The organism is Pseudoalteromonas sp. A757 (assembly GCF_004103285.1).
Taxonomy (GTDB): domain Bacteria; phylum Pseudomonadota; class Gammaproteobacteria; order Enterobacterales; family Alteromonadaceae; genus Pseudoalteromonas; species Pseudoalteromonas galatheae.
The window spans coordinates 93587-114873 of sequence record NZ_QNQN01000059.1; the positions used below are offsets into that span (position 1 = coordinate 93587).

The 21287-nt window shown below is 44.5% G+C and carries 21 protein-coding genes and 2 tRNA genes; 11 read left to right on the forward strand and 12 right to left on the reverse strand.

The genetic code is table 11. The features are described 5' to 3' along the window. Positions 1–50: 50 nt before the first annotated feature. The 3 genes from DRB05_RS05065 to pilB all read left to right on the forward strand — a co-directional run bounded on the left by DRB05_RS05065 (position 51) and on the right by pilB (position 3354). Complete coding sequence (locus DRB05_RS05065) at positions 51–929, forward strand: A24 family peptidase (protein WP_128725958.1); 879 nt, start codon at positions 51–53, stop codon at positions 927–929. A 9-nt stretch (positions 930–938) separates the two neighbouring features. Next, the gene (gene coaE, locus DRB05_RS05070) at positions 939–1568 is read left to right on the forward strand and encodes a dephospho-CoA kinase (RefSeq protein WP_128725959.1); all 630 of its coding nucleotides are present in this window, start codon (positions 939–941) and stop codon (positions 1566–1568) included. 109 nt (positions 1569–1677) lie between these two features. Next, positions 1678–3354, forward strand: coding sequence for a type IV-A pilus assembly ATPase PilB (pilB, locus tag DRB05_RS05075; RefSeq protein WP_128725960.1), 1677 nt, complete (start codon positions 1678–1680; stop codon positions 3352–3354). A 912-nt stretch (positions 3355–4266) separates the two neighbouring features. Here pilB and rlmM read toward each other — a convergent pair. The 12 genes from rlmM to hemA form a co-directional block, all read right to left on the reverse strand. Then, the gene (gene rlmM, locus DRB05_RS05080; RefSeq protein ID WP_045961995.1) at positions 4267–5352 is read right to left on the reverse strand and encodes a 23S rRNA (cytidine(2498)-2'-O)-methyltransferase RlmM; all 1086 of its coding nucleotides are present in this window, start codon (positions 5350–5352) and stop codon (positions 4267–4269) included. 13 nt (positions 5353–5365) lie between these two features. Continuing rightward, entirely contained in the window at positions 5366–5734 is a 369-nt protein-coding gene (locus tag DRB05_RS05085) for a DUF423 domain-containing protein (protein WP_128725961.1), read from the reverse strand. Beyond that, positions 5727–6365, reverse strand: coding sequence for an alpha/beta family hydrolase (locus DRB05_RS05090; protein ID WP_128725962.1), 639 nt, complete (start codon positions 6363–6365; stop codon positions 5727–5729). The genes DRB05_RS05085 and DRB05_RS05090 overlap by 8 nt, the downstream gene beginning before the upstream one ends. Further along, positions 6362–7267, reverse strand: a complete 906-nt coding sequence (locus DRB05_RS05095; RefSeq protein ID WP_128725963.1) for a transcriptional regulator GcvA — start codon at positions 7265–7267, stop codon at positions 6362–6364. Before DRB05_RS05095 ends, DRB05_RS05090 begins: the two co-directional genes overlap by 4 nt. A gap of 85 nt (positions 7268–7352) precedes the next feature. Further along, positions 7353–8207, reverse strand: coding sequence for a 3-deoxy-8-phosphooctulonate synthase (gene kdsA / locus DRB05_RS05100; RefSeq protein WP_010370475.1), 855 nt, complete (start codon positions 8205–8207; stop codon positions 7353–7355). A gap of 10 nt (positions 8208–8217) precedes the next feature. Further along, a complete protein-coding gene (locus DRB05_RS05105) occupies positions 8218–9468 on the reverse strand; it encodes a DUF819 family protein (RefSeq protein ID WP_128725964.1) in 1251 nt (416 codons plus the stop codon). A gap of 36 nt (positions 9469–9504) precedes the next feature. Further along, on the reverse strand, positions 9505–10341 hold the full coding sequence (locus tag DRB05_RS05110; protein WP_240036206.1) for a tetratricopeptide repeat protein: 837 nt from the start codon (positions 10339–10341) through the stop codon (positions 9505–9507). A gap of 179 nt (positions 10342–10520) precedes the next feature. Beyond that, on the reverse strand, positions 10521–10895 hold the full coding sequence (locus DRB05_RS05115) for a SirB2 family protein (RefSeq protein ID WP_029215915.1): 375 nt from the start codon (positions 10893–10895) through the stop codon (positions 10521–10523). Between the two features lie 8 nt (positions 10896–10903). Further along, a complete protein-coding gene (locus DRB05_RS05120; protein ID WP_128725966.1) occupies positions 10904–12445 on the reverse strand; it encodes a response regulator in 1542 nt (513 codons plus the stop codon). A 47-nt stretch (positions 12446–12492) separates the two neighbouring features. After that, positions 12493–13335 (reverse strand): peptide chain release factor N(5)-glutamine methyltransferase, encoded by an 843-nt coding sequence (prmC, locus tag DRB05_RS05125; protein WP_128725967.1) that lies wholly within the window; start codon positions 13333–13335, stop codon positions 12493–12495. Then, a complete protein-coding gene (gene prfA, locus DRB05_RS05130; RefSeq protein WP_128725968.1) occupies positions 13335–14423 on the reverse strand; it encodes a peptide chain release factor 1 in 1089 nt (362 codons plus the stop codon). Before prfA ends, prmC begins: the two co-directional genes overlap by 1 nt. A 7-nt stretch (positions 14424–14430) precedes the next feature. Further along, positions 14431–15687 carry a glutamyl-tRNA reductase gene (hemA, locus tag DRB05_RS05135; protein ID WP_128725969.1) on the reverse strand — a complete coding sequence of 419 codons (1257 nt, stop codon included), beginning with the start codon at positions 15685–15687 and terminating at the stop codon, positions 14431–14433. Between the two features lie 83 nt (positions 15688–15770). Here hemA and lolB point away from each other — a divergent pair, with 83 nt between their 5' ends. From lolB to DRB05_RS05175, 8 genes are all read left to right on the forward strand, one after another. Next, entirely contained in the window at positions 15771–16355 is a 585-nt protein-coding gene (gene lolB, locus DRB05_RS05140) for a lipoprotein insertase outer membrane protein LolB (protein WP_161568673.1), read from the forward strand. Then, a complete protein-coding gene (ispE, locus tag DRB05_RS05145; protein WP_128725971.1) occupies positions 16352–17200 on the forward strand; it encodes a 4-(cytidine 5'-diphospho)-2-C-methyl-D-erythritol kinase in 849 nt (282 codons plus the stop codon). The genes lolB and ispE overlap by 4 nt, the downstream gene beginning before the upstream one ends. 92 nt (positions 17201–17292) lie before the next feature. Then, the gene (locus tag DRB05_RS05150; RefSeq protein ID WP_010370444.1) at positions 17293–18240 is read left to right on the forward strand and encodes a ribose-phosphate pyrophosphokinase; all 948 of its coding nucleotides are present in this window, start codon (positions 17293–17295) and stop codon (positions 18238–18240) included. Between the two features lie 160 nt (positions 18241–18400). Next, positions 18401–19009: a 50S ribosomal protein L25/general stress protein Ctc gene (locus tag DRB05_RS05155; protein WP_128725972.1), complete on the forward strand. Its 609-nt coding sequence runs from the start codon at positions 18401–18403 to the stop codon at positions 19007–19009. A 19-nt stretch (positions 19010–19028) separates the two neighbouring features. Continuing rightward, positions 19029–19613 (forward strand): aminoacyl-tRNA hydrolase, encoded by a 585-nt coding sequence (gene pth / locus DRB05_RS05160; RefSeq protein WP_128725973.1) that lies wholly within the window; start codon positions 19029–19031, stop codon positions 19611–19613. 96 nt (positions 19614–19709) lie between these two features. Beyond that, entirely contained in the window at positions 19710–20801 is a 1092-nt protein-coding gene (ychF, locus tag DRB05_RS05165; protein ID WP_128725974.1) for a redox-regulated ATPase YchF, read from the forward strand. Positions 20802–21109: 308 nt separating this feature from the next. Next, positions 21110–21186 (forward strand) — tRNA-Met (locus DRB05_RS05170). 9 nt (positions 21187–21195) lie between these two features. Continuing rightward, a tRNA-Leu gene (locus DRB05_RS05175) sits at positions 21196–21280 on the forward strand. Positions 21281–21287: the final 7 nt, after the last annotated feature.

Consider the following 21287-nt stretch of genomic DNA (forward strand, 5'->3'; position numbering starts at 1 on the left):
CGAGCATGCCTCGAAAATTTAAACAAAAAATATAAGCAAGCGCACAACCTATGCAAGATATTATCAACTTGATGCAAACCCAGTTATGGTATTGGTTACTTACAGTCGGACTCGTTAGTCTTTGCATCGGAAGCTTTCTCAATGTGGTTATTCTTCGCTTACCTAAAATGATGAAGCAGAGCTGGCAGTCAGAATGTCGCGTATTGCTCGCTGATGAGCTACCAAAACAAACCGCTGAAGCCCCAGTGTTTAATCTAGTAAAACCAAACTCTCATTGCCCAAGCTGCAAAACACCAATTAAAGCGTGGCAAAACATTCCCCTGATCAGCTGGCTGTTATTAAAAGGCAAATGTAACCACTGCAACGCGTCAATCTCGGTACGCTATCCTTTGATAGAGCTAACAACCGCCCTACTTTCCACATGGGTTGCGTGGCATTTTGGTGCCACTTTAGAAGCCACTCTGTACATTTTGATTACTTGGGTATTAGTTGCACTTACCGTCATTGATATCGACGAAATGTTGCTGCCCGATCAACTGACGCTACCTACTTTATGGTTAGTACTGGTTGCCAGTTGTTTTGGCGTTGGCATCGAACCCAATAGCGCCATTATTGGTGCAGCAGTTGGATATTTAAGTTTATGGAGTGTGTATTGGCTCTTTAAATTACTCACAGGTAAAGAAGGCATGGGCTATGGCGACTTTAAACTGTTAGCTATATTTGGTGCATTGATGGGCTGGGAAGCAATTCTAACTATAGTGCTACTTTCAAGCCTAGTCGGCTCAATTATTGGTAGCATCCAATTAAGTGTTCAAGGCCGAGATAAAGCTACACCTATTCCGTTTGGTCCTTACTTAGCCATTGCAGGCTGGATCACCCTAATGTATGGCGAGCAGCTGCAGCTGTGGTACGTAAACCTAATAACGTAAAGTAAGACAATGCTAAAAACGAAGAATTGGATTTTAGGAGTAACTGGCGGTATTGGAGCGGGTAAAACGGCGATCACTAATCACTTACAGCAAAAAGGGGTAGTGGTTGTTGACGCAGATATCGTTGCACGAGAAGTAGTCGCGCTAGGCAGCACTGGGCTGCAAGCGATTGCTGATGAGTTTGGCAGTGCCATTTTACAGCCTGACGGCAATTTAGACAGGGCCAAGTTAAGAGCCATTATTTTTGCTGATGCAGCTAAAAAACAGTGGCTTAATGACCTACTTCACCCGTTAATCCGTAACGAAATACTCGCGCAGTTAAACTCAGCACAAAGCGATTACGTGGTTTTAGCGGCGCCTTTGCTGTTCGAAAATGGCTTAGAGCGCTATTGCGATGCCACTTTACTTGTCGATGTCGCTGTTGATACGCAAATCGCGAGAACAACCAGCCGAGATTCGGTAGATGCCGCGCAAGTAAGCCGTATTATCGAGTCGCAGTTACCGCGCTCAGAAAAACAAGCAAAGGCGGATTACATACTAGACAACGACCGGCCACTACTTGAAAGCCTGCAACAGGTAGATAGGTTACACAACGAATTTCTTAAACTAGCACAAGTGAAAATAAGTCTAAATAATTAGGCTAGACTTGGCTGTAAAACTTAATCTACACTCATTGTGAAAACTTGGCATTTTTCCAACTTAATGATAAATATTGAATATGCATTCAATGTGAAGGCAAAGAGGTACTATGGAACATCATTCCCCGCTACTGCGTAAATTTATTACCCTAGGGCGAGTCACTGCTGAGCAAATAAAGTCTCGCCAGTCAGAAGCAAACACCACTGCCGAGTTGATTTGCTTAAGTTCAGGAATGAGCTCCAAAGAGCTAGCTGAAGAATGCCTAGACTTATTCAAGGTGCCATTTTTTAATCTTGATCACTTTAACGTTAGTGAAATTCCGCCGGCGCTAGTCAAAGAAAAGCTGATCCGTAAGCACCATATTTTACCACTGGTACAAAAAGGTAGAAAACTCTACGTAGCGGCTTCCGATCCGACTGATTTTGGCGCATTTGAAAATTTTGAGTTTAGTACTGGATTACAGTGTGAAGTACTGGTAGCCGACTACAAAAAACTCGAAGCAAAGATTGATCAGCTGTTTGATGCAACGGGCGGCCTCTCGATTTCTGAAGAGGAGTTTAAAGAATTTGCCGATTTAGAAGTCGATGACGAGCCTAAACAGCAAACCACCAACGAAGATAAAGACGATGCGCCAATCATCGTTTATATCAATAAAATTTTAATGGATGCGATAAAAAAAGGTGCGTCGGATCTGCACTTTGAGCCTTACGAAAAAAAATACCGCGTGCGCTTTCGTATCGACGGCCTATTGCATGAAATGGCAAGCCCACCAAACACACTCGCGACGCGCCTCGCCGCCCGTATTAAAGTGATGGCGCACTTAGACATAGCGGAAAAACGTAAACCACAAGATGGTCGCATTAAACTAAAAATTTCCGAACGCAAAAGTATCGATTTCCGTGTGAGTACACTGCCTACCATGTGGGGCGAGAAGATCGTAATGCGTATTCTAGATTCGTCCAGTGCCATGCTCGGCATTGACGTGCTAGGTTATGAGCCTGAGCAAAAGCAACTTTACCTCGACGCACTAGAGCAGCCTCAAGGCATGATTTTGGTAACCGGCCCAACGGGCTCTGGTAAAACCGTGTCACTTTACACTGGCTTGAATATTCTTAATCAGCCAGAGCGCAATATCAGCACCGCGGAAGACCCTGTAGAAATAAACCTTGAGGGTATTAACCAAGTACAAATCAATACCAAAGCGGATATGACTTTCGCCAATGCCTTGAGAGCATTCTTGCGTCAGGATCCGGATGTAGTGATGGTTGGTGAGATCCGTGACCTTGAAACTGCTGAGATCTCAATAAAAGCTGCCCAAACCGGTCACTTAGTATTGAGTACGCTGCACACCAACTCTGCCCCTGAAACGCTTACTCGTCTATTAAACATGGGCGTGCCAGCGTACAACGTAGCAAGCTCGGTGAGTCTGATTATCGCCCAGCGTCTTGCAAGACGCCTTTGCCCTAAGTGTAAAACACCCGAAACGCTGCCGGAAGAAGCCTTGTTAGGGCAAGGCTTTACTGCCGAGCAAATTAAAGAGATTACCCTTTTTGCGCCTAAAGGCTGTGAACACTGCACCGATGGTTACAAAGGCCGTGTGGGTATTTATGAAGTGGTAAAAATCACGCCGGAGCTTTCGCATCTGATCATGGAAGGGGGTAATTCTCTTGAGATTGCCGAAAAAGCGGAGCAGTTAGGTTTTGATAACCTACGTAAGTCTGGCCTGAAAAAAGCCGCCGCAGGGGTGACATCGCTTACAGAAATCAACCGTGTAACGAGTTATTAAGACAGATTGATTAAAACAAAAAGATCGCGATGTGAAATCGCTCCTACAACTGAGCTAGCCACTGTGTAGGTACCCTTTACGCGGCGAGCTTGATAAAAAATATCGCGATGTGAAACCGCTCCTATAAATAAGCGAACATCTGTGTGGGAGCCACTTTATACGGCGAGCTTGATAAAAAAGATCGCGATGTGAAACCGCTCCTACAACTAAGCTAACCCCTGTGTGGGAGCCGCTTTATGCGGCGAGCTTGATGAAAAAATCGCGATGTGAAACCGCTCCTACAAAAAGCTCCCCCCAGTGTGGGAGCCGCTTTACGCGGCGAGCTTGATGAAAAAGATCGCGATGTGAAATCGCTCCTACAACTGAGCTAACTCCCGTGTGGGAGCCGCTTTACGCGGCGAGCTTTATAAAAAGATCGCGATGTAAAACCGCTCCTATAAATAAGCGAACATCTGTGTAGGAGCCGCTTTATGCGGCGAGCTTGATGAAAAAGATCGCAATGTGAAATCGCTCATACAACTAAGCTCCCCCGTGTGGGAGCCGCTTTACGCGGCGAAGTTGATAAAAAATATCGCGATGTAAAATCGCTCCTACAACTAAGCTAACACCCGTGTGGGAGCCGCTTTACGCGGCGATCTTAATAAAAAAGATCGCGATGTGAAATCGCTCCTACAACTAAGCTAACTCCCGTGTGGGAGCCGCTTTACGCGGCGAGCTTGATGAAAAACTCGCGATGTAAAATCACTCCTACAACTAAGCTAACCACCGTGTGGGAGCCGCTTTATGCGGCGAGCTTGATGAAAAATATCGCGATGTGAAATCGCTCCTACAACTAAGCTAACTCCCGTGTAAGAATCGCTTTATGCGGCGAGCTTGATGAAAAATATCGCGATGTGAAATCGCTCCTACAAATCAGCTGTACAAATTTTGCGGCACTTTAAGCACATTAATATGTACCGTGACTTCCTCACGGTCATGATATAGGTGCTTTGCTTGGATCTCATAATCTACATTGTACTTTTGCAGCTCTTCATGGATAAGCGTAAGACATTCATACACACTGTCGAAGCGTTTTTTCATCGGTAGCTTTAAGTTAAAGATCAGCTCTCGAGCAAACGCATTCACCACCCAGTCCACCATTAAATCAGCAACACGCGTTGGCTTTTCGACCATATCACACACCAACCAATCAATATTGCGTTTTTCTGGGCGGTACTTGAATCCATCTTCACGATAGTGCTTCACTTGTCCCGTTTCCATCAGGTCATCATTCATCGGGCCATTATCGATTGAGGCTACGAACATGCCACGGCGTACGAGTTGGTATGTCCAACCACCTGGGCAAGCACCTAAATCAACGGCTCGCATCCCCGCACGTACACGTGTCTCTTGCTGGTCTTTAGGTACAAAGACATGGAATGCCTCGTCTAATTTTAGCGTCGAGCGACTTGGTGCGTCCGACGGCATTCTCAGACGCGGGATCCCCATAAAAAATGGCGAATTGTTATCACTAAACGAATAACCAACATAAGCGGTGTTATTAGCAAGGAACAATACATGTAATACAGGCTTGGCAGGTTTTACCTCACGAGTCAGCTTGTTTTGCTTCTCGAGTGCCTTAGACAATGGCGTTGAAAACTTTTTACAGAATTTAGAAAGTTCTTTTCCTTCATTAGTATCTGGCGTTTCAACGCGCAGCTCACCACACAAAGGAAAGCCTTCCACAGCCGCTTTTATCACGCTCACCCTGTCTTCAATCGGCATATGGGTATGTAAAGTGCCAACAAACCACTGCCTTGCAAACACCAGTTTCTTAAAGTCGATTTTCTTCGCTAAGGTCTCAGCATCATTTGGCGAAAAGCACTCAAATGTTACAAAAGCAGTATTCGGCTTAGCCTTTACGTAGCCAGCAATTCCATGCTTTGCAGCATAGTGATTAATTTCGGCTGCGGCGTCACTTTCAAAACCACCGCGACAATAGATAACGATACTCGACATTAGATTCTCTAGATTAAAAGGAAGATTTAGCAGCTTGAACTATCAATAAAATCCAAGCAATTAAAAAACAGGTACCACCGATTGGGGTGATTGGCCCTAGCCATTTCATGCCCGTTAAAGCTAGTAAGTACAGACTACCACTAAATAGCAGTACACCAGCAATAAAGAAACCACCAGCAATTTGCACCTTGAGGCCCCATTTGATTAAAAACGCGGTGGCAATAATGGCAAGGCCGTGAGTCATTTGGTACTGTGCAGCCGTATTAAAAATACCAATGGCATAGTCGCTCAAACGTCCTTTGAGACCGTGAGCGGCAAACGCGCCGAGTGCCACAGACAATAAACAAAACACGCTGCCAATAATCAAGTAGAGCTTAGCCATGACAGCGCTCCTTAATAAAATTCGCCGCTATCGCGGCGGCATTCGCGCGGCTCTCTGATTCGCTTACACCACTCACCTTACGTGGTTTGAGTGAATGGTCACCATCTTTGAGCCACTTCACCATAACTTGTTCGGGAAAGCACATGGCATCAACCTCTGTGCGATTGCCAAAGGTATCGCGTTCGCCTTGTAAAATGAGCAGCGGGCATTTCAACTCAGGAAAATGATCCACTCTGAGCTTTTCCGGCTTACCAGGCGGATGGAATGGATAGCCAAACGCAAGTACTCCTTCCACCTTTACAGTGGTTTCACAGGCCAGCATAGATGCCATACGCCCGCCCATTGATTTACCACCAATAAAGAGCGGTAGACTTGGTTCTACTGCTGCCAGTACTTGTTGAAAATACGCGAGTAGCTTAGGAGCACGCTCAGGTGGGCGTTTTTTCCCTTCTTGTTTGGCTTGCTGCATATATTCAAAATCAAAGAGCCCAACTTGAACGCCCTTAGAAACAAGCAATTTAGCCATTTCTTGCATAAAATCACTATCGCTTCCTGCACCTGCACCATGGGCAAAAATAAACTGCGCAACTGGGTTTTCAGCATAGTGCCATTCGATATTTACTGCGCTCATAAACTATTTAACTCTTGTTCGTGTTCTACCATATCAAGCATCCATTCTTTGAATGAAACTATTTTACCCAGCTCTGACTGTGACTCTCTAAATACCAAGTAATAGGCATTTTTACTTTCGAGGTGGTGACTAAATGGAATAACCAGTCGCCCTGCATCTATATCCGGTCTTGCCAGTACGCTATTGCCCAGCGCCACGCCTTGGCCGTGAATTGCTGCCTGTAACACCATAGAAGAGTGGCTAAAGATAGGCCCGGTATTTACTGCCACATTTCTGACCCCAGCGGTTTTCATCCATGCTTTCCAAGCACGACGCGTGGTGTCATGAAGCAAAGTATGCTGGGCCAAATCGCTTGGCTGATTAAGCGGTTTGGGGCCAGTTAACAAAAACGGGCTACACAATGGCACGAAGTACTCGGTATGTAGCTTATGGGTTTGCACCCCATTCCAGTTACCACGACCGTAGTAAATCGCGACATCAACGTCGTCCGTTAACGAGTTGTCGTCGTGATCTTGGGCTTTGATCCGTACGTCGATTTCAGGGTGCAACTCGTTAAAGTTACTCAGCCTTGGTACCAACCATTGAATTGCAAAACTCGGCGTCAAACTCACCGTTAACGACCCTTTTGCGCCTCGCGCTAGGAGCTTTTCAGTCGCATCGATTAATTGTGAAAAAATATCTTTAATATCGAGGTAATAGCCCTGCCCCTCCTCAGTTAATAGTAAGGAGCGATTTTTGCGCAAAAACAGCTTTAAACCTAGATGTTCTTCTAAGATTTTAATTTGATGACTAACCGCAGCTTGAGTGACGTATAACTCCTCTGCTGCTTTGGTAAAGCTCAGGTGTCGTGCCGCCGCCTCAAAGGCTTTTAATGCATTTAATGGTGGAACTCGTCGTGACATTCATTCATGCCTATAAAAAACCCGCTAACCGCGGGCAAGTAAAATCCCCAAACAACATCTAATTATGAGGTCGCTTGGGTATAGATTATAAATCAGCTGCGCTGGTGTCCAGTGGCGCAAAACTCTTAACTAGCTCATCTACCGCTTTCATCTGTTGTAGATAGCCTTCAAGTTTAGCCAATGGCAATGCACAAGGACCATCACACTTAGCTTCATTTGGATTCGGATGCGCTTCAATAAAGAGTCCAGCTAACCCAAGTGCCATACCGCTACGAGCAAGCTCAGCAGCCTGAGCACGGCGGCCATCTGCAGAGTCGCTACGACCACCCGGACGCTGTAGCGCATGTGTCGCATCAAAAATAACAGGAGCCATACGCTTCATGTCATCCATGCCCAACATATCCACGATCAGGTTATTATAGCCAAAGCTACTGCCGCGCTCACAGAGGATAACTTTGTCATTACCCGCTTCATTGATCTTCTTAATGATATGGCGCATTTCATGTGGCGCTAAAAACTGTGGTTTTTTCACGTTAATCACCGCACCAGTTTCTGCCATAGCGACAACTAAGTCAGTTTGACGGGCAAGGAACGCAGGTAACTGGATCACATCAGCAACTTCCGCAACGGGCTTTGCTTGGAATGGCTCATGTACATCGGTGATCACCGGTACATTAAAGGTCTTTTTGATTTCTTCAAAAATCTTTAAGCCTTCTTCCATACCGGGGCCACGGTAAGAATTGATTGACGAGCGATTGGCTTTATCAAATGACGCTTTAAATACGTATGGGATCCCAAGTTTACTCGTCACTTCAACGTAATGCTCTGCGATTTGCATTGCCAAGTCACGAGACTCAAGCACATTCATTCCACCGAACAGCACGAACGGTTTATCGTTTGCAACTTCTCGTCCCGCAACGTTAATAATATCTGTATTCATTTTTTATCCTTTAGCTGCCTATCACACGAAGCAATTGTCCGCATAACCAAGCCATATAAGTACCAAGGGCATAACCAAGCACCGCCAGTAACACACCGACCGGAGCAAGCGCTGGGTGGAACGCCGAGGCCACCACCGGCGCAGATGCCGCACCACCAATATTTGCTTTACTGCCAACGGCAACATAAAACACGGGTGCTTTAATTAATTTAGCAACAATAAATAACAAACCAACATGCACGGCCATCCAAATAACACCAATAACGACGTATTTAGGCGCCTCAACAATTTTGGTGATATCCATGTGTAGACCAATGGTTGCTACTAAAATATATAAAAAGCTCGAGCCAATTTTTGACGCGCCAACCGCTTCATATTGACGTACTTTGGTAAACGAAAGTGCCAGACCTATGGTCGTAACGAGGACAATAATCCAAAACAGTTTGCTATGAAGAGAAAACTTCTTCAGCTCTGGGTAATTGCTACTAAAAAATGGCACCAGTAAGTCTGCAGCAAAATGCGCAAAACCCGTTGCACCAAAAGCAAAACCAACTAGGATCATCAAGTCTTTGAGTTCGGGTTTTCTTGCGTGCTCGGCTTCAAATGCTTGTACTTTGTCAATTAGGCAGTTGATTGAAGATGTATCCGCCCCTGTTCGCGCATCGATTTCTTTATTGCGCGCCGCCATGTAGAGCAAACACGCCATCCACAAGTTTGCGACAACAATATCAACCGTTACCATGATGGTGAAGATTTCTCCGCCTGCGCCGTAAATCTCTTTCATCGCGACCATATTGGCACCACCACCAATCCAGCTTCCTGCAAGCGCGGCCATGCCACGCCATACGGCTTCTGAGCCAGTTACACCAAGTAGCTCAGGCATAAAGGTAGCAGTAAGTAAAAGCGCAATTGGGCCACCAATCACCACACCCACCGTTCCTGTCAGGAACATGATAATTGCCTTTTTACCCAAAGCCGCTATCGATTTTAGGTCAATACTTAGTGTCAATAACACCAAACAAGCGGGTAATAGATAATATTTTGCTACCGTGTAAACATCATTATTGTTGCCATCAACGATACCAAAGGTATTTAATAGAGATGGTAAGAAATAACACATCAACAGCGCTGGCACGTACTTGTAAAACTTAGCCCAAACTCCGCTTTTTTGACTTGATGTGTAAAAAACAAATCCCAGTATAACGGCCAAAAGGCCCATAATTACCGCGTTATTGGTAACGAGCGCAGCGCTTTGCTCCATAAATCCTCGCTGTTATTATTTTTTATATAACTATGTTTAATGCAAAATATTATTATGATCAGCCAACTCTTTGATCTGATGCTGGATCACTTCAATGGTTGGGTCGTCCGGACATTCATCAACGAAAAACTGTAAGTCGTCTTTTGCCATCTTCGGACAATTTAACTGGTTGAGTAGATAGCCTCTATCACGACGCTCATAAGGATCATCGCCTAAGATATCCATCAATTGCTCGACGCAACTTAACGCATGACCAAACTTTTCTGCTGCAATAAACGCCCACTTTTGCTGAGACAAATAAAGCTTCAACGACTCTTCGTTAAAAATAAGCTCCATCGGCTCTTGGTCTTTTTCTTGCTCTTTGTCTTGGTTGTTTTCGTTTTCTGGAATTATGTACCAGCTCTGATGACCTGAGCTTGGCTCAATGACATAACCCTCTTCTTCGCTAAATGCGACATGCACGATAATCTCCCCTTGACTTAGAGCAAGGCTTGCCTCTAACTTCGCTCGTTCAAGCAGGTGCACTAAAATAAGACCCAACGCAGTATTAGTACCACTGCGCATAGAAAGAGCGTAGCAAACACTGTTGAGCTTGTATTCTGGTACCTTTTGACTGCTACCACTGAATAGCCACAGGGTATAAAAAGCGTCCAAGATTTCATCTAAACATTTATGTTTGCTTGCGTGCTTATGGCGAATTTCATCCACGGCAAATTCAAGCTCTGCTAACTGACACAAAGTTTCATTGGTATCAGCTTGTGCATCCCAACTTTGCTCAGCCTTGATACAGCGGATCAATGGCGGATAGGAAAATGCATCTGAATTGTCATCGAGAGATAAGTCATTCTCATCTAACCAGATATCATTCTTCATAAAATTCGGTTTCTCTTGAATTGCTTTCATTTAGAACGACTAGTTTACCACTTTTTGTCATATTCCCAAGGGGGGAAATTTAGTAATACCAATCTATCGTTCACTGAAATAGTAAAAATGTTTACTTATTATGGAGATATAGAAGCGCTCGGTGATAAGCCAAGCGCCAATTGAAATGCTTAAGCAAAGAAGCCTTGTTTGCTTACGGCGAGATGCGCGATGGCCATTAGTACTAATGTTGCAGCGCCTAGCGCCAAGTATTTGGTCTTTTTAACACTTGCTTTTGCAATTACAAAACCCAGCGCAATATAACCAAACACTAAAACGATTTTTTGTAGTAGCCAAGGTTGTTGCGCAGGATTCAGCCCCGCCGTTACCGCCAAAATAACAGCCGTAACTAGCAATAAAGTGTCTACACTGTGGCTGGTAATAAACACACCTTTGTTTGTTGCTAACTTACCAGAGCCCAAACGCGAAAACGCGCGAGTGTAAAATAGTACAATACTCAATACCACAAATAATAAGTGCGTATGTTTTAACGCCATGTAATCCATATCATTCTCTAATCAGGGAAACGTTGTAGGATCAATTCTAACTCATTAATACAACGGTTGAATACATCTACGAGTTTAGGGTCAAAGTGTTTTCCCTTTTGCGCAGTAATCTCTTTTTGCGCATCTTCTTGGCTCCATGCCTCTTTGTAGCAACGTTTATGGCGTAAGGCGTCATACACATCGGCTAGTGCCACTATACGACCATAAAGGTGTATTTCATCGCCTTTTTTGCCTTTCGGATAACCGCTACCATCCCATTTTTCATGGTGGTCTCGAGCGATTAACGCGCCCGCACTGACAATCTCACGACGAGAATCTTTTAATAAGTCAAAGCCTTTGTCTGTATGAGTTTGCATGACTTTCCATTCTTCATCATCCAGCTTGCTAGGCTTATTTAAAATCGTGTCGGGAATACCAACTTTACCCACATCGTGCAGTGGTGAAGCCATTTTCACCAGCTCAGCCTCTTTATCAGAAAGTCCCATTTCTTTGGCAAGCGTATGACAAAGATATGCCACCCGCTTCACATGATTGCCAGTATTGGTTGAATGAAGTTCAAGTGCTTCACTTAAACGGATCACCAACTCTTGCTGGGTATCTTCAATTTCGGCTTGTAGCTGTACATTTTCGTAAGCAAGCTGCATATTCTGGGCAAAAATATCAATTAAATGACGCTGGGTTTCAGTTAAGAACTCAGGGATCCCAGACACAAACAGCATTGAGGCGTGATTGTAGTCACTGGAGCAATACGCAAATAGATAATTGTCTTTGTATACAATGTCTTTATCTTGTAGTGCTTTTAAGCAAGCATCCATTTGATCGCTGCTGAGCACTTCCGAAATTGGCTTACCCTCGCTACTTTCAAACTCTCCACGCCCTGCAAATACAACCAGTTGATCGTTCGTTTGACCAGCTTCTTTACCCGCTGCAAGCGATGTTGCATACATAGCTTGGTCGACCGTGCCTATCAGCGAAGTAAGTTGCTGTAGCACGCCCTCAATAAAGCTCTCAATGGAGTGAGTTGCGAAAATATCACGAGAGGCTTTAATGATTTTCTCAAGCCCTTGTCTTGATTGGTCTATGGCAAGAATGTCACGATATGAACGCAAACTCGACATCACCACAGTAAAGAGTTTTTGCGCGGTGAGTTCTGTTTTCGACTTATAATCATTGATATCATAGTTAACGATAACTTGACGCTCTGGTGCTTGACCTGGCTGGCCGGTTCTTAAAATAATACGGATATGGTTATTTTTGGCAGTTTCACGAATGTATTTTGCGACCTGCAAACCCGCATCGTCGGTTTCCATAACCACATCCAGCAACACCACCGCAGCATCGGGATTGGCATCAACGATTTTCTTTGCTTCTTCACCGGAATAAGCGCTAATAAATTCCAGACGCTTCTTTTGAAACTCAAAGTCACTCAGTGCCAATTTTGTCACTGCATGCACTTCGGGCTCATCATCGACAATAATGACCTTCCAAGTGCCTACTTTTTCAGGTTCAACTACGTCAGCGGGTTCGTCTGAAAACAAAAAATCATCCATATTGCGGATCCTATTGAAGCGCCTAACTTTCGTGTGAGTTCGTAACTTTACGGTAACACTGCCAAAGTCACTCTATCACACCCTGCCATATCTTTTATTGTAAGTATATTAATATACGCCATTTCTGCAAAAAACTGTTGGATCTTATCTGCTTGCTCAAAGCCATGTTCAAGTAGCAAATATCCCCCCGAGTTCAGGTGTAGCTTGGCCGTCCTGATGATATGAAAAATATCAGCATAGCCATTGTCATCCGCAACCAGCGCGCTGAGCGGCTCAAATCTCACATCACCTTCTGACAAGTGATGATCGGCTCTATCAATATAGGGTGGATTACTCACAATCAAATCAAACTTTTGCTCTGCAATTGCGCTAAACCAATCACTTTGCAAAATCGACACGTTATCGAAGCCCAACTGAGTTTGGTTAGACTTCGCAAGCGCCACGGCGTCTGCTGAAGCATCTAGCGCAGTGATCTGCCAAGCGGGATATTCACTCGCCAACGCCAGAGCAATCGCACCTGTACCTGTGCCTAAGTCTAGCACCTGAGCGTCATTTGGCATATTGAGTGTTAAAACATGCTCGACCAGAGTTTCAGTATCTGGCCTTGGGATAAGCGTACTGTTGTTGACTTTTAAAGGCAGGCTCCAGAACTCCCTTTGACCTGTAATGTGTGCCACGGGCTCTCCCGAAACACGGCGTGCGATACATTCTTCGAATCGCTGCAGCTCTATTGCAGAAAGCTCCGCTTCGGGCCAAGTAAAGAGATAAGTGCGGTTTTTATCGATAACATGGAGCAATAACACTTCGCTATCGAGCTTTGCTGACTCGGAATGTGGTAGCAGCTCAGAGGTTGCCCAAGTAACGGCTTGGGCAATGTTAAATGTTGACATTAATCGCTTTCGCTCATTGCTGCTAGCAGATCAGCCTGATATTCAATAACCAGCGGGTCGATAACAGCACCCAACTCACCAGAGATCACTTCATTAAGGCGATAAAGTGTCAGGTTGATACGGTGATCGGTTATACGGCCCTGTGGGAAGTTGTAAGTACGAATGCGCTCAGAGCGGTCACCGCTACCTACTAGATTACGACGTTCAGAAGCTTCTGCTGCCGCACGTTTTTCATCTTCAGCTTGCTGTAAACGCGCACTTAGTACAGACAGTGCTTTCGCCCTATTTTTATGTTGTGAACGTTCGTCCTGACATTCAACCACAACGCCTGTCGGCAAGTGAGTGATACGAATAGCAGAATCGGTTTTGTTGACGTGCTGACCACCGGCACCTGACGCACGGAAAGTATCCACTTTTAGATCCGATGGATTAATTTCAATGGCTTCTGCCTCTGGGATCTCTGCCATCACGGCAACCGTACACGCAGAGGTATGAACACGGCCTTGAGATTCGGTTTCAGGAACTCGTTGCACACGGTGAGCGCCGGATTCAAACTTTAGTTTGCCATAAACTCCATCGCCGCTTATGTTAGCGATCACTTCTTTGTAGCCACCGTGCTCGCCTTCGTTAGCGCTCACGATTTCAACGCGCCACTTTTGCGTTTCTGCGTAACGGCTATACATGCGGAATAAATCACCAGCGAAAATCGCCGCCTCATCACCGCCCGTTCCCGCGCGCACTTCCAAGAATACATTGTTATCATCTTTTGGATCTTTTGGTAGCATCAATACTTGAAGGTCATCTTCAAGCGCAGCAATGGCAGCTTTTGCTTCTTTATACTCTTCCTGTGCCATTTCACGCATGTCAGGATCCGAGTCTTTTAGCATTTCTTCAGCAGTTGCAACGTCTTCCTGAGCCTGTTGATAGGCTGTAAACGCTTTAACTACGTCTTCTAATTCTGAAAACTCTTTTGACAAGGCGCGAAAGCGGTTCTGATCGCTAATCACCTCAGGCGAGCTTAGCATCGCTTGAACTTCTTCATAGCGCTCTACTAAGGTTTCTAACTTACGATATACAGACTCTTTCATTTACTCGTTATTCCTGCTCAATACCTAATGTTTGCTTGAGTTGCGCTAACTTATCTATATCGCCTTCTTTCGCAGCCTCTTGAATGGCGCGTGTTGGAGCGTGTGTTAGTCGATTACTCAGCTTATTTGCTAATTCAATAATAATTTTATCTGCTTCTTTGCCCGATTGTAGCTGATTTAGTGCTTTGTCCACGAGCTCATTTTTAATTTCTTGCGCGCTTTGTCGATACTGCCTAATGACATCCACTGAATGCAGCGAACGTTGCCACTCGGAAAACTCTTGCGTGCGTGTATCAATGATTTGCTGCGCTTCGATGGCCGCTTGTTCACGGCTGGCCAAGTTTTCATTGACTATTGCCTGAAGGTCATCGACTGAATAAAGATAAGCGGCATCCAACTCTGACACTTGGCTTTCGATATCGCGAGGCACCGCAATATCGATAAATAACATTGGCTTATGACGACGCTTTTTAAGCGCTTGTTCGACTACTCCCTTACCTATTATTGGCAAGGTGCTCGCAGTAGAACTGATAACAATGTCTGCGCTTGGCAGCGCATCAGGCAACTGCGCCAGAGAAATAACACTACCGCCAACTTCTGTTGCTAGGTTTTGTGCACGCTCAATTGTGCGGTTAGCTACGGTGATTGACTTTGGATTGTGCTGTGATAAGTGCTTAGCGACTAACTCAATTGTCTCACCAGCACCGATAAGTAACACCTGAGTTTTATCCAATTGACCGTAAATATGCTTTGCCAAATTAACAGCGGCATACGCCACTGAGACAGCACTTGCACCAATATCAGTTTCGGTACGCACTTGCTTCGCCACCGAAAAAGTTTTTTGGAATAAGCGTTCAAATGTTGGCTGAATTGCATGGTGCTGTTTGGCTGTACTAAAAGCTTGTTTAATTTGGCCAAGAATTTGTGGCTCACCTAAAACCAATGAATCAAGACCGCAGGCAACTCGCATTAAATGGTTCACCGCATCCTGATTCATATGCACATAGACATTTTCTGTTAAGTCTCGTTGCTCTATGTTATGAAAATCTGACAACCAACCGAGTAGTGCTTGGGGATCAGCAGACTCAAGGCTACAATAGATCTCGGTTCGATTGCAGGTCGACACAATCACAGATTCTTTAAACTGCGAAGAATGTTGGAGTTGGTGCAATGCTTCTGTAAGCTGTTCTGGAGAAAACGCCACTTTTTCACGTAATTCTACAGACGCGGTTTTGTGATTGATACCAAGTGCGATGATGGTCATAGATGCCAGTATTGCTCGAGCCCTGCTTTAAAGCTGGCAATTTTACCAAAAATCAATCGAATATGGAAAGTAAGGAAAGACCTTTGAGACAACTTCATTTGATTTTACTCATATTTTTATTAATTTTAACCGGTTGTGCGCAACAATTACCTCAGCAAAACGTAGCACAAGACTGGCAATCTAAGCTAAAACATCAAAAGAATTGGCAAGCGAGAGGTAAACTTGCATTTATTGCCCCAGACAATCGTCAATCAGCTAACTTTAATTGGTATTTAAAAGAAGAGAAACAAAATCTGATTTTAACCAGCTTTGTTGGCACCCGCATATTCGAACTAGAAGAGTTAGACACGCACTCAGAGCTGACCTTTGAAGACAATGTCCATAAAGGCATGGACAGTAGCGACTTGGTTAAGCGGTTAAGTGGCCTCTCTCTTCCGGTCAATCAAGCCCCTCAATGGCTAACAGGCTTAGTCGAAGCACCAGCCAGCACACTTGATGACCTTGGCAGAATAAGCAATGCACAGTGGCAGAGCCCATCAGGCCGAGTGTGGCAAATCACCTATCAACAATATAAAATGCAAGATGGAATGTGGCTACCTAGCCGTATGAAACTCTCATCGACCAATATTGAGGTCAAAGTATTAATCACTTCATGGCAGTTTAAATGAAGACATTGACGCTAAGCGCTCCGGCAAAATTAAATCTTTTTTTGCATATCAATGGCCGTCGAGAAGACGGCTACCATGAACTAGAAACTTTATTTACTTTCTTAGATTTTGGTGATGAATTAGCATTTACGCTAACCAGTAACCAGCAAGAAATCGTCATTTGTGGTGACACCGCAGGTATTCCACTCGAAGATAACCTCATTTATAAAGCCGCCAAAATTCTTGAGCCCTATAAAAAAATTGCGGCTGGTGTCGACATCCACTTAAATAAACAGCTTCCTATGGGTGGAGGTGTTGGTGGTGGTTCATCCGATGCTGCCACGACTTTATTGGCACTCAATATGCTGTGGCAATGTCAGCTTACTATCCCAGAACTTGCAAAACTCGGTCTCCAACTAGGCGCCGATGTGCCTGTTTTTGTTGAAGGTAAAACAGCCGTAGCCCACGGTGTTGGTGAGCAACTTGAGCCCATTGACATCGCTCAAAAATGGTATTTGGTGGTTGCCCCACCCGTTCATGTCAGCACCGCATTAGTTTTTACTCACCCAGACTTACCACGCAATACACCAAAGCTAAAAAGCGGCTGGAAACTCTCGGATACGGGCAACGACTGTCAAACTCTTGTCAAAAAGCTTTACCCCGAGGTTGAAAAGACCCTCGCGTGGTTGCTAAAATATGCACCAACCAAAATGACTGGTACTGGAGCTTGTTGTTTCGCGGAGTTTGAAAATCGTGAGGCAGCGCTGCGTGTGCTCGAAATCCTACCTTCATCTTGGCAGGGCTTTATTGCCCAAAATACAAGTGAGTCAATTTGTCATCGACAATTGCGCGCTTGGCAAAACTAGAAGTAAATTGTTTAAGTTAGCTTGTTTTGACTTTTTTATTTCATGGTCATTGCATGTTAGTCCAAAAAATTCAGTGCCTGAGGAACCCTACCGTGCCCGACATGAAGCTCTTCGCTGGTAACGCAACACCTGAGCTAGCTCAAAAAGTTGCAAAACGTTTGTTTATTGAGTTAGGTGATGCCGTTGTTGGCCGTTTTAGCGACGGTGAAATTAGCGTTCAAATCAACGAAAACGTTCGTGGTTCAGATGTATTCATCATCCAATCAACATGTGCTCCTACAAATGATAATTTAATGGAGTTAATCGTCATGGTTGATGCGCTACGTCGTGCATCTGCTGGTCGTATCACAGCCGTTATTCCTTATTTCGGTTACGCACGTCAAGACCGCCGAGTGCGTTCTGCTCGTGTTCCAATTACTGCTAAAGTTGTTGCAGACTTCCTTTCAAGCGTAGGTGTCGACCGTGTTCTTACCGTTGACCTACACGCAGAACAAATCCAAGGCTTCTTCGACGTACCTGTTGACAATGTATTCGGTAGCCCAGTGCTAATCGAAGACATGAAAGAGCGTAAGTTCGAAGATGTAGTAGTAGTTTCACCTGATATCGGTGGTGTGGTTCGTGCTCGTGCGATTGCAAAACTGTTAGATGATAAAGACCTAGCGATCATTGATAAGCGTCGTCCACAGGCTAACGTTTCTCAAGTTATGCACATCATTGGTGATGTTGCTGGTCGTGACTGTATCATTGTCGATGACATGATAGATACAGGCGGTACTTTATGTAAAGCAGCCGCAGCACTTAAAGAGCACGGTGCAAAGCGCGTATTCGCTTACGCAACTCACCCAGTACTTTCGGGCAATGCAGCGGAAAATCTACGTAACTCTGTTATCGATGAAGTTATTGTGACTGATTCAATTCCACTTTCTGATGAATTGAAAGCGCTTGATAACATCAAAGTATTGACACTTGCGGATATGATGGCTGAAACAATCCGCCGTATCAGCAACGAAGAATCAATCTCTGCGATGTTTCAACATTAATCAGCAGCAAAACTGATTAGCCAAAAAGCACCTCTGGTGCTTTTTTTGTTTTATAGGTTTCATTGCAAGTGCGTTAGTGGTATATTGGCGCGCCTTTTTTAGGCAGGGAGCTTGGTCGCGAGCTCTCTGATACATTAACTTAATTATTTTGGAGACATCCATGTCTGACTACAAATTTGACGCTGAAGTACGTTCTGACCTAGGTACTGGTGCGAGCCGCCGCCTACGTCGCGCAGATAAAGTTCCTGCAATCCTATACGGTGCTGGTAAAGATGCGGTTTCACTAACTTTTGATCACAACAAAATTTTGAAAGCGCAAGAAGACGAAGGTTTCTACACTCACATCCTAACGCTTAACATTGGCGGTGAGTCTGTTGAAGCAATTCTTAAAGATATCCAACGTCACCCGTACAAGCCTAAGATCACTCACTTAGACTTCCAACGCGTTGATGCTTCTCAAAAGCTTCACACTAAAGTTCCTGTTCACTTCATCAACGAAGAGAAAGCGACTAAAGGTGGTAACACTATCGTTCACCAACTAACTGAAATTGAAATCACTTGTCTTCCAGCAAGACTTCCTGAGTTCATTGAAGTTGACGTAGCGACTCTAGCTGTTGGCGAAACTCTACACCTTTCTGACATCAACCTTCCAGCTGGTGTTGTTTCAGTTGAACTTGCTAAAGGTGCAGATCACGACCAAGCAGTTGTTTCAGTAAACGCTCCTAAAGCAGCTCCTGCTGAAGAGTCTGCTGAAGACGCAGCTGAGTAATTATTCAGGTGTTAACACCTTGAATAATATTCAAATGCTTGTGGGCCTGGCTAATCCAGGCCCCGAATACGCAAACACCCGTCATAACGCTGGCGCTTGGTTTATCGAAGAACTAGCCAGAAGATACAACTGCCTCCTAAAACCAGACACTAAGCATCACGGCCTCACAGGCAAAGTGCTCATCAATAACCAAGAGTTTAAGTTGCTGATCCCTACTACTTATATGAACTTAAGTGGTAAAGCGGTTGCGAGCCTTGCCAATTTTTATAAGATCCCCGTCGAGAGTATTCTAGTTGCTCACGATGAAATGGATTTAGAACCCGGTATCGCCAAACTCAAAAAAGGCGGTGGTCACGGCGGCCACAATGGCTTAAAAGACATTATCGCTAAAATGGCAAATAACAAAGAATTCATGCGATTGCGCGTTGGTATTGGTCACCCAGGACACAGAGACAAAGTCACAGGGTGGGTTCTAGGCAAAGCACCACAAGCTGATCAAGAAAAAATTGATGCCGCTGTGGATGAAGCAGTTCGATGTATGGAAATACTCGCAAAAGACGGTGTGTTAAAAGCGCAAAATCGACTACATTCATTTAAACCGTAACAGTTCACTGCTGCGATTGATTGAGTAATACCTAAGCTTCTCGTTCGCCATGATGCGGGCTTGAGATAATACGGTAGAAATTTAGGAATAAACACTATGGGTTTTAAATGTGGCATTGTTGGTTTACCTAACGTAGGTAAATCTACTTTATTTAATGCGTTGACTAAAGCGGGCATTGAGGCCGCGAACTTTCCTTTTTGTACTATCGAACCGAATACCGGTGTAGTACCAGTACCAGATGCTCGTCTTGACCAGCTAGCTGAAATTGTAAATCCTCAGCGTACTATCCCAACTTCAATGGAGTTTGTAGATATTGCCGGTTTGGTAAAAGGCGCATCAAAAGGTGAAGGTTTAGGTAACCAGTTTTTGGCAAACATCCGTGAAACGGATGCTATCGGTCATGTAGTTCGCTGTTTTGAAAATGAAAATATCGTTCACGTAGCGGGTCAAATCGATCCTGCTGAAGACATTGATGTCATTAACACTGAGCTGGTACTTGCAGACATGGATACTGCAGATCGCGCAGTTTTACGTAACGCAAAGAAAGCGAAAGGCGGCGATAAAGACGCGAAATTTGAACTGGTTGTACTTGAAAAAGTAAAAGCGCACTTGGACGAAGGTTTAACGCTTCGCTCACTTGAGCTAAATAAAGAAGAAGCTGCAGCAATAAGCTACCTAAACTTTTTAACGATCAAGCCAACTATGTACATCGCCAATGTTAACGAAGATGGCTTTGAAAATAACCCATTCCTAGACAAAGTGCGTGAAATTGCGGCTGCAGAAGACGCGGTTGTGATCCCAGTATGTGCAGCAATTGAGGCTGAACTTTCTGAACTTGAAGACGAAGATAAGAAAGAGTTTATGGATGACTTAGGCTTAGAAGAGCCGGGCCTGAACCGCGTAATACGTGGTGGCTATGAGTTGTTGAAACTGCAAACTTACTTTACAGCTGGCGTAAAAGAAGTACGAGCATGGACTATCCCTGTTGGCGCGACAGCACCTCAAGCTGCTGGTAAAATCCACACAGACTTTGAGCGTGGTTTTATTCGAGCGCAGACTATTGGCTTTGATGATTATATCGAGTTCCGTGGTGAATCAGGTGCGAAAGATGCGGGTAAAATGCGTCAAGAAGGTAAAGAATACATCGTAAAAGATGGCGATGTGATGAACTTCTTATTTAATGTGTAACCATAGTTACTACACGCTATCGCAATAAAAGGAGCTTCGGCTCCTTTTTAGTTTTATCAACTCTGCTTTTTAATCAAATAGCGCCTTTTCTTCAAAGCAAGTTATAGACTCTAAAGGAATAAAAATTCACAGGCATTGTTAAACATTTGCAATTGCCCTGCATGATTTGATATAAAAACAAGCCGTTTCGCTTAATTTATCTGCAAACAAACTGTATTAGCAGATTTTTTGCAAAAAAGGTGTTGACGGCTTGGGGGCATATACGCATAATACGCCCCGCATCAGCGATGATGAGAAGTTAAATAGATGGCTATGTAGCTCAGCTGGTTAGAGCACATCACTCATAATGATGGGGTCCCCTGTTCAAATCAGGGCATAGCCACCATTTACAAATGCGGAAGTGGCGGAATTGGTAGACGCGCTGGATTTAGGTTCCAGTATCTTCGGATGTGAGAGTTCAAGTCTCTCTTTCCGCACCATGTTCTT